This is a genomic window from Borreliella mayonii (assembly GCF_001945665.1).
In the GTDB taxonomy this organism is placed as follows: domain Bacteria; phylum Spirochaetota; class Spirochaetia; order Borreliales; family Borreliaceae; genus Borreliella; species Borreliella mayonii.
The window spans coordinates 24,303-30,406 of sequence record NZ_CP015785.1 but is presented as its reverse complement, the minus strand read 5'-3'; the positions used below and the strand labels follow the sequence as shown (position 1 = coordinate 30,406).

At 28.1% G+C, this 6,104-nt stretch carries 7 protein-coding genes; 1 reads left to right on the top strand and 6 read right to left on the bottom strand.

Going from position 1 to position 6,104, the window contains the following annotated elements; all coding sequences use genetic code 11:
• The 5 genes from Bmayo_RS05220 to Bmayo_RS05200 form a co-directional block, all read right to left on the bottom strand.
• Positions 1 to 1,353 (bottom strand): PBSX family phage terminase large subunit, encoded by a 1,353-nt coding sequence (locus tag Bmayo_RS05220; protein WP_075552647.1) that lies wholly within the window; start codon positions 1,351 to 1,353, stop codon positions 1 to 3.
• On the bottom strand, positions 1,350 to 1,916 hold the full coding sequence (locus tag Bmayo_RS05215) for a DUF603 domain-containing protein (protein WP_012672969.1): 567 nt from the start codon (positions 1,914 to 1,916) through the stop codon (positions 1,350 to 1,352). The genes Bmayo_RS05220 and Bmayo_RS05215 overlap by 4 nt, the downstream gene beginning before the upstream one ends.
• A gap of 181 nt (positions 1,917 to 2,097) precedes the next feature.
• Complete coding sequence (locus Bmayo_RS05210; protein ID WP_075552646.1) at positions 2,098 to 2,625, bottom strand: DUF643 domain-containing protein; 528 nt, start codon at positions 2,623 to 2,625, stop codon at positions 2,098 to 2,100.
• Positions 2,626 to 2,817: 192 nt separating this feature from the next.
• Positions 2,818 to 3,885, bottom strand: a complete 1,068-nt coding sequence (locus Bmayo_RS05205) for an Erp protein (RefSeq protein WP_012672847.1) — start codon at positions 3,883 to 3,885, stop codon at positions 2,818 to 2,820.
• A 27-nt stretch (positions 3,886 to 3,912) separates the two neighbouring features.
• The gene (locus Bmayo_RS05200; protein ID WP_075552645.1) at positions 3,913 to 4,446 is read right to left on the bottom strand and encodes an Erp family outer-surface lipoprotein; all 534 of its coding nucleotides are present in this window, start codon (positions 4,444 to 4,446) and stop codon (positions 3,913 to 3,915) included.
• A gap of 430 nt (positions 4,447 to 4,876) precedes the next feature.
• Between Bmayo_RS05200 and Bmayo_RS05195 the strand changes: the two genes are divergently transcribed.
• Positions 4,877 to 5,653 carry a tyrosine-type recombinase/integrase gene (locus Bmayo_RS05195; protein WP_075552644.1) on the top strand — a complete coding sequence of 259 codons (777 nt, stop codon included), beginning with the start codon at positions 4,877 to 4,879 and terminating at the stop codon, positions 5,651 to 5,653.
• Positions 5,654 to 5,658: 5 nt separating this feature from the next.
• On the opposite strand, the gene Bmayo_RS05190 is transcribed toward Bmayo_RS05195, so the two are convergent.
• A complete protein-coding gene (locus Bmayo_RS05190) occupies positions 5,659 to 6,084 on the bottom strand; it encodes a DUF261 domain-containing protein (protein WP_012599427.1) in 426 nt (141 codons plus the stop codon).
• Between the last annotated feature and the right edge of the window lie 20 nt (positions 6,085 to 6,104).

Below are 6,104 nucleotides of genomic sequence, written 5' to 3'. Positions count from 1 at the left end.
TTACAAAAATCTTTGATTGCCAAAGTGAACACTTCGCTCTCTATATCCTAAAGACAACATCAAATATGCTGCAGACATTGCATCAAGAGCATCATCATGGGTTTTGTTATCCCCCTTATACGAATAAATATCATTAAATACAGAAGAACTACTGTACTTTGTAATGTAAAGTTTCTTATAAGTAAACGGCGTAATTAACGTTGTTATTCTGCTAAATTTATTAGACTTTGGCTTAACTGGAACAATTCTAAAATATTGACTCATATTATTTCTTAGCAAGATGTATTCACGGGTCAATCCACCAGCACCTTTTGTATTATCTCTATCCTCTAAATACAGTGTATGCACATTGAAATTTTCTATAACGGTCTTTACCATATTCATAATATAAGGATCATTGGCTGGTCGTTGGTCTTGAAATACAAAAGCATAATACTTATCATCAACTCGCTCCATAACACATAATGCAGTGTTATCCCCTCCAACACTAAATGCTGGGTCTAAATATGCTATCGGGCTAGTAAATACATAATCATTAGTAATATTTATTTGTGTAAAAATTGAATCAGTGCTTGCTATCCACTCACCTAGCAAAACTCTTGCTTTATATGATGGTATATCTTTATATAGCTTTTCTTGTGTTTCGACAAATCCTTTACTAAGTAGCACATTATCATAAGTTGTAAAATTATATGTCTTAAATGTCGCTATATTATCAATATAATCGGTTTTAAAATAGTGTTCTGGATGATCGGGATTAGTATCAAAAATAATAGTTTCTTGCCCGCATCTTAGTCTTTTTAAGACCTCCTCTAAAGTTTGCTTGTGTAAAGTTGTAGCCTCATTAACAAAAATAAGTGCCGAATTACTTCCCCTAAATCTTTCAAAATCACTTGCCTTATCTCCTCCATATAGATTAATTCTCAGTGAATCAATAAGAATATATGAATTATTTGTATGTCTTGGAATATAAGGAATTTTAAGAAGTTTACATAGCTTTTCAAATTGTCCCAAAACATTAACTTCAACTGAGCGTTGTGAATTCCCAATAATAAAATTATTCGTATCGCTAGAATATAACTTTTTATTTTTAATTAAACTTTTTAGAAAAAGATAACATGCAAGATACGTTTTGCCGCTAGCTATGCCGCCGCTGAGTATAATCTTTTTTTCATTATTCTTTTTAATGCTTTTTATCACATTTTTTTGTTTTAAAGTTAACTGTTCTTCTTCAAACTTATCAAAATTAATTGAAGAATTTGTTAGCTTTACAAATTGTGATATATCAACTCCATATTTATTTTTGTATTCCTTTTGTAGTGTTGTAAAAAGTTTTGTTTGATATAAGTTCACTTGTGCCCTTTACTATTTTTGTAGTTGCTTTTGCTTTCAGCCTCATTAGCAGTTGCAAGTTTTTTCATACATTCATAGTAAAGCTCCATTTCTCTTATTGAGCACTCCTTTATATATTCATCAAGCTCGCTTTTTAAAGAATTAATTTCTCCATTAACAACTTGCTTGTTTTTTTTATTACTTGCTTTATTTAAAGCATCAATTTCGGCTCTTAAATTTTCTATTTTAGTATGCATACTAACAAGCTCAACACTAGAATATTGCTTAAATGCATTTATAAATCCTAATTCTAAATTAGCCCGCTCTAAATCCAATTCGCTTCTAACTTTCCTAGCGTTAACTTCTGATCTAAAGGTTTGCGACAAAAGGTGTTCAAAAGTATCTTCACTAATTGTTACTCTAGAGTCCTGGTTAACAACACTTTCCCCACTTTCCCACTTTTGTCTCATTCTCCACACATTTACTTTAGAAACTCCTAATTTCTTCGCTATTTCTACATCACTTAATGAGCCCTCACTAAAATACGCAGCATAATCATCAAAAGACCTTTTAGCTCTTTTCAAAACAATTTCTCCTAAAATAACTAAATTAACAAATTGTTACTCTAAATAGTAAATCAATTTGTTAATTGTTAACATAAACTATTATATTTTTGATGTTTATTGATAGATATTTGATATTTATTGTCTTTTATTAATTTAGAAATAGCAATTACCTAGTTTATTGAATTTTGGAATAACCTGATTATACTAATTTGGAAAAATCTTTTATTGTTTTTAGAAGATACTTCCTTGTGCAAATTCCCTTATCATAATAGTGCATGATTATAAATAATATCTCTACAAAGTCGAGAACCACATTTATTGATTCTCGTTCTGGATCTTTATTGCCAATCTCATCCATAATATTAGAAACAATACTCAAAAACCGGGTAGAATACTTCTCACCCATCTTTTCCAAACATTTTTCTAGCATTCCTTTCTTGTAGCTACAATCAAACTTCATATTTTGGAAATTTTTATACTTTTCTATTATATGCTTATCTTTCAGAACGTCTTTAATAAAATTTTTTGCAGGATCTATAATATAATCTACGATTTCATCAATACTTTTTCCAGTTTTTCTTTTGTATTCTTGTATTGATACAAAACCTCTATAAAAATCCTTTTTTTGTTTCAGAGTTAATTGTTTAACTCCATAAAGTTTGCTTATTTCCTTTTTTGTGCCTGGACTCAAGCAATCATAAAAATCTGAAATCTCATTTATATTCATCATAACTCTAGAGAGTATATAAATAAATAATATTTTGAGCAATAGTTTTTGGCATTTTTTAAATGAAAGTTTTGATAGAAAACATTTCTATATTCATAAAAATGAAATCTACAAAAAAATAACAACTAGCAAAGATTTCTAACCAGCTGCTATTTTGTGTATATAAAATTTAGTTACATTTAAAGTTCTTTATCAATATGAATTACTATCCTCAATATATCCTTTAATTTCTTCAAAATTATCTTCATTTTCAAGATATTTTTTAACTTCTTCTAATCCTGATTTTAATTTTTCTAAATCTGATTGAATATCACTAACATTTACATTTTCTTTTAAATTAGGCTCCTTTTCTAGAACAATATATGCTTTATTACCCTCATTTAATTTGGTTCTTAAATTATGTCTAGTATCACTCAATTCTTTTAACAACTTTCCTAATCCAAAATCTTCCTCATCTTCCAGATCCTCCCAAATTGTACGTATAGAGCTACTACCATCAGTAAAATCATCATATATGGGTCCTGTAATTTTATCTCTAACTTCTTTTGCTCCCACACTTGTTTTCCCTTTTATACCATCAATATCTCCATTAATCTTAGCTATTTTATCTACAAGATTTTTGAGTTTGTCTTTAACTTTCTTTTCTTCTTCTTGTTTTTGTTTTTCTTCTCTTTCTTGTTCTGCTTTAGCTTCTTTTTCTGCTTCTTCTTTGGCTTTTCTTTGTTGCTCTTCTTGTTGTCGTTTTTGTAGTTCTTCTCTTTCTTGTTTTTCTTTAGCTTCTTTTTTTGCTTCTTGTTTTTTCCCTTTGTTTTGTTCTTCTACTTCTTCTTTTTCTTTATCACTTCCTTCTTTATCCTCTTGTTTTTCTTTTCTATCTTCTGCTTTTTCTCCTTTCCCCTTATCTTCCTTTCTTACTTTAGCTTGTTCTTCTTGTTGACCCCCACTTTGTTGTTCTGCTTTTAATCCCGGTGCATTGTCTTGACTACTTGCCGGCAATACTGGTGGAGGATTTATTACGCCATTATTAGGATCATCGCCCTGCATTAATTCATTATCTTCATCTTCTTCTTGTAATTTTTTTGCTAATTCATCTACTTTTGTACCATTTGAAGTAATTTTATCCTTCGTTGGATCTAAAATCTTATCTACAAATCCATTAATTTGCCCTTTTGTTTTTTGTTCTAAATCTTTAATTGCAAAATTCTTGCAAGAAATTATCAGCGCAAAAACTGCACAAATAATCAATGTTTTTTTATTCATATACGCTATCCCCTATCTTTCTAACTTCTATTTTAAATTTTTCTTAAGCTCTTCTAGTGGTATTGCATATTCAGCAATTTTATTTTCTGAATTCTTAATTTTATCTCCTAAAAATGTAATATATTTAGTATCATTAATTTTTTCTATCTTTGTTTTTATCTCTTTATTTTTAATGACATTTTCATCACTTTCTTCGTCATTATATCCATAATATAAACTAGTTTTAAATGATCCATCTTCAGTCATTGCTTTTATAAAGTTATTAATTTCTTTCTCTTCTAATGAAAAGAATGTAGAAGTGTGCCCTCCTCCTTGATTATCATTGTTTAAACCCGTTTCAATACCATCTTCTACTTTTTCCACAACTAAAGTTCCTAGATCTGTCCAGTTACTATTATTATCTTTATTTTTAATTTTTACAGTAAATTTAGAGAATTCTATTTTTTTAACTTTTGGCTCACCACTATTTTGCTCATCATATAAAGATAAAGTATGATTTTTACAAGAACTTATCATCGCAAAAACTGCACAAATAATAAATATTTTTATTTTTTTATCCATAATTTACTCCATAAGTTCTAATCATACCACAGCGCCAAATAATTGCAATATTTCAAAGATTTAAATATATAATTTTGTTACATTCAGCTGTTACATATTAACAAAACGCAAATGTAATTTTAACCAACTCCCCAAAATCTCTCCATTGCAAATGCACTACTCATTACAAAAGACTACAAAACACATACAAATTAAATTTCAAAGTCTTTGCTATATATCACTTAAAGTATTATATCTTTCTTAAGTCCACCCCTTAAAAATTGCCTCTTCTGTTTATTACAACCACTCTACAATCCAAATTTTGCATGCAATGAGAAGCCACACAATTTGACTAAATTTTTTTGTTTTTGGTAAAATATAAATTACATTTTTCATCTATTTTTATTGCTTTTACTTAATTTAAAAGTAACACTTATAAGGAGAGGATTTTATGGACATAAATAATTATCTTAATTTAAATAATTTCAACATCGATTTTATGCTCAAATTATTACAAGATCATCAAAAACTAATAAATGAAAACAAAATTCTTAAAAATTCACTAAAAAATTATTCTAAAAGTAAAAAAGAAACTTCAAAGCCAACTCCTAAATTTTATTTGACCCCAAAAATTGGCAAACTAATTGAAAAATGCATCAAAACTCTTAAACAAGCTGATCCAATATCTGGTTGGTTTTTACATTTACTCGCAATAAGTGGCTGCAGGGGTGCCGAACTGCAAAAAGTAAAAATGCAAGATATTTCAACTTTTTTAAGCAAAAATGGAAAAACTTTATACAACATAAAAGTAAATGTGGCAAAAAAAAGAAATGTAACTTGTATTAGAGAAATTGTTATCAACCCAGAAGAGTTCGAGGCTATCCAAACAGCACATAAAAATCATTTTAATGAGAAAAATCTTGATACAAGACGTACTTATTTTTTTCAAAAATCCAAACATAAGTTTAAAGACAACCAAATTAGCATTATCCATATTTCTAATAAATTTAAAAATCTTCTTAAAAAATCGGGGTTTCGTGTAAATAAATCTCTCCATCTATGTCGAAATTTATTTATTTCAAATTTGAAATCTAACGGCTACAATTCTTTTCAAATTAAAGAACTTATGAAATATTCTTCAACCAATGAAATTGATAATATCTACGGCCTATCTTCTGCTAATAAAATTCAAGCTTATGAATGTGCTAAAAAGTGCCTTAAACTTTAGTAAAACTATTTCAGTTTAAATATACGTTTTGAAGTTACTTTAAATATTTTCCCACGTGGCTTTAAGTCAAGTGAATCATATAATATTTCTTTATTCTTTGTTGCTATAAAGTGATATCCATTAACCTTATCGATTTTAACTTCACTTATTTCAAATTCATTGGCTGCACCTAAATAATTTAAAGATTCATATCTCACGCTACTTCTAATTCCGTAATAATTAAGTATCATACATGGATTTATAATAAAACAATTACTCTTAATGTATCCAAGTCCTATAAATCTATAATACGCTGCATTTATCTCATACGCATTAAATTCACGTTGCTTAAATAGACTTGTATAGTAATGTAGACACAAAAAGTAACAACCCCATTTTTGTATCTCCGGTCTTAAAGTTCTATTATCTTGTTTTATTTTATTAATAAGCATTAATTAATCCTCCTATATTA

Bases quoted from the DNA above. Each gene is read 5' to 3' on its own strand.
- Bmayo_RS05210 (WP_075552646.1), bottom strand. From the start codon at position 2,625: ATGAATATAAATGAGATTTCAGATTTTTATGATTGCTTGAGTCCAGGC.
- Bmayo_RS05205 (WP_012672847.1), bottom strand. From the start codon at position 3,885: ATGAATAAAAAAACATTGATTATTTGTGCAGTTTTTGCGCTGATAATT.
- Bmayo_RS05200 (WP_075552645.1), bottom strand. From the start codon at position 4,446: ATGGATAAAAAAATAAAAATATTTATTATTTGTGCAGTTTTTGCGATG.
- Bmayo_RS05190 (WP_012599427.1), bottom strand. From the start codon at position 6,084: ATGCTTATTAATAAAATAAAACAAGATAATAGAACTTTAAGACCGGAG.
- Bmayo_RS05195 (WP_075552644.1), top strand. From the start codon at position 4,877: ATGGACATAAATAATTATCTTAATTTAAATAATTTCAACATCGATTTT.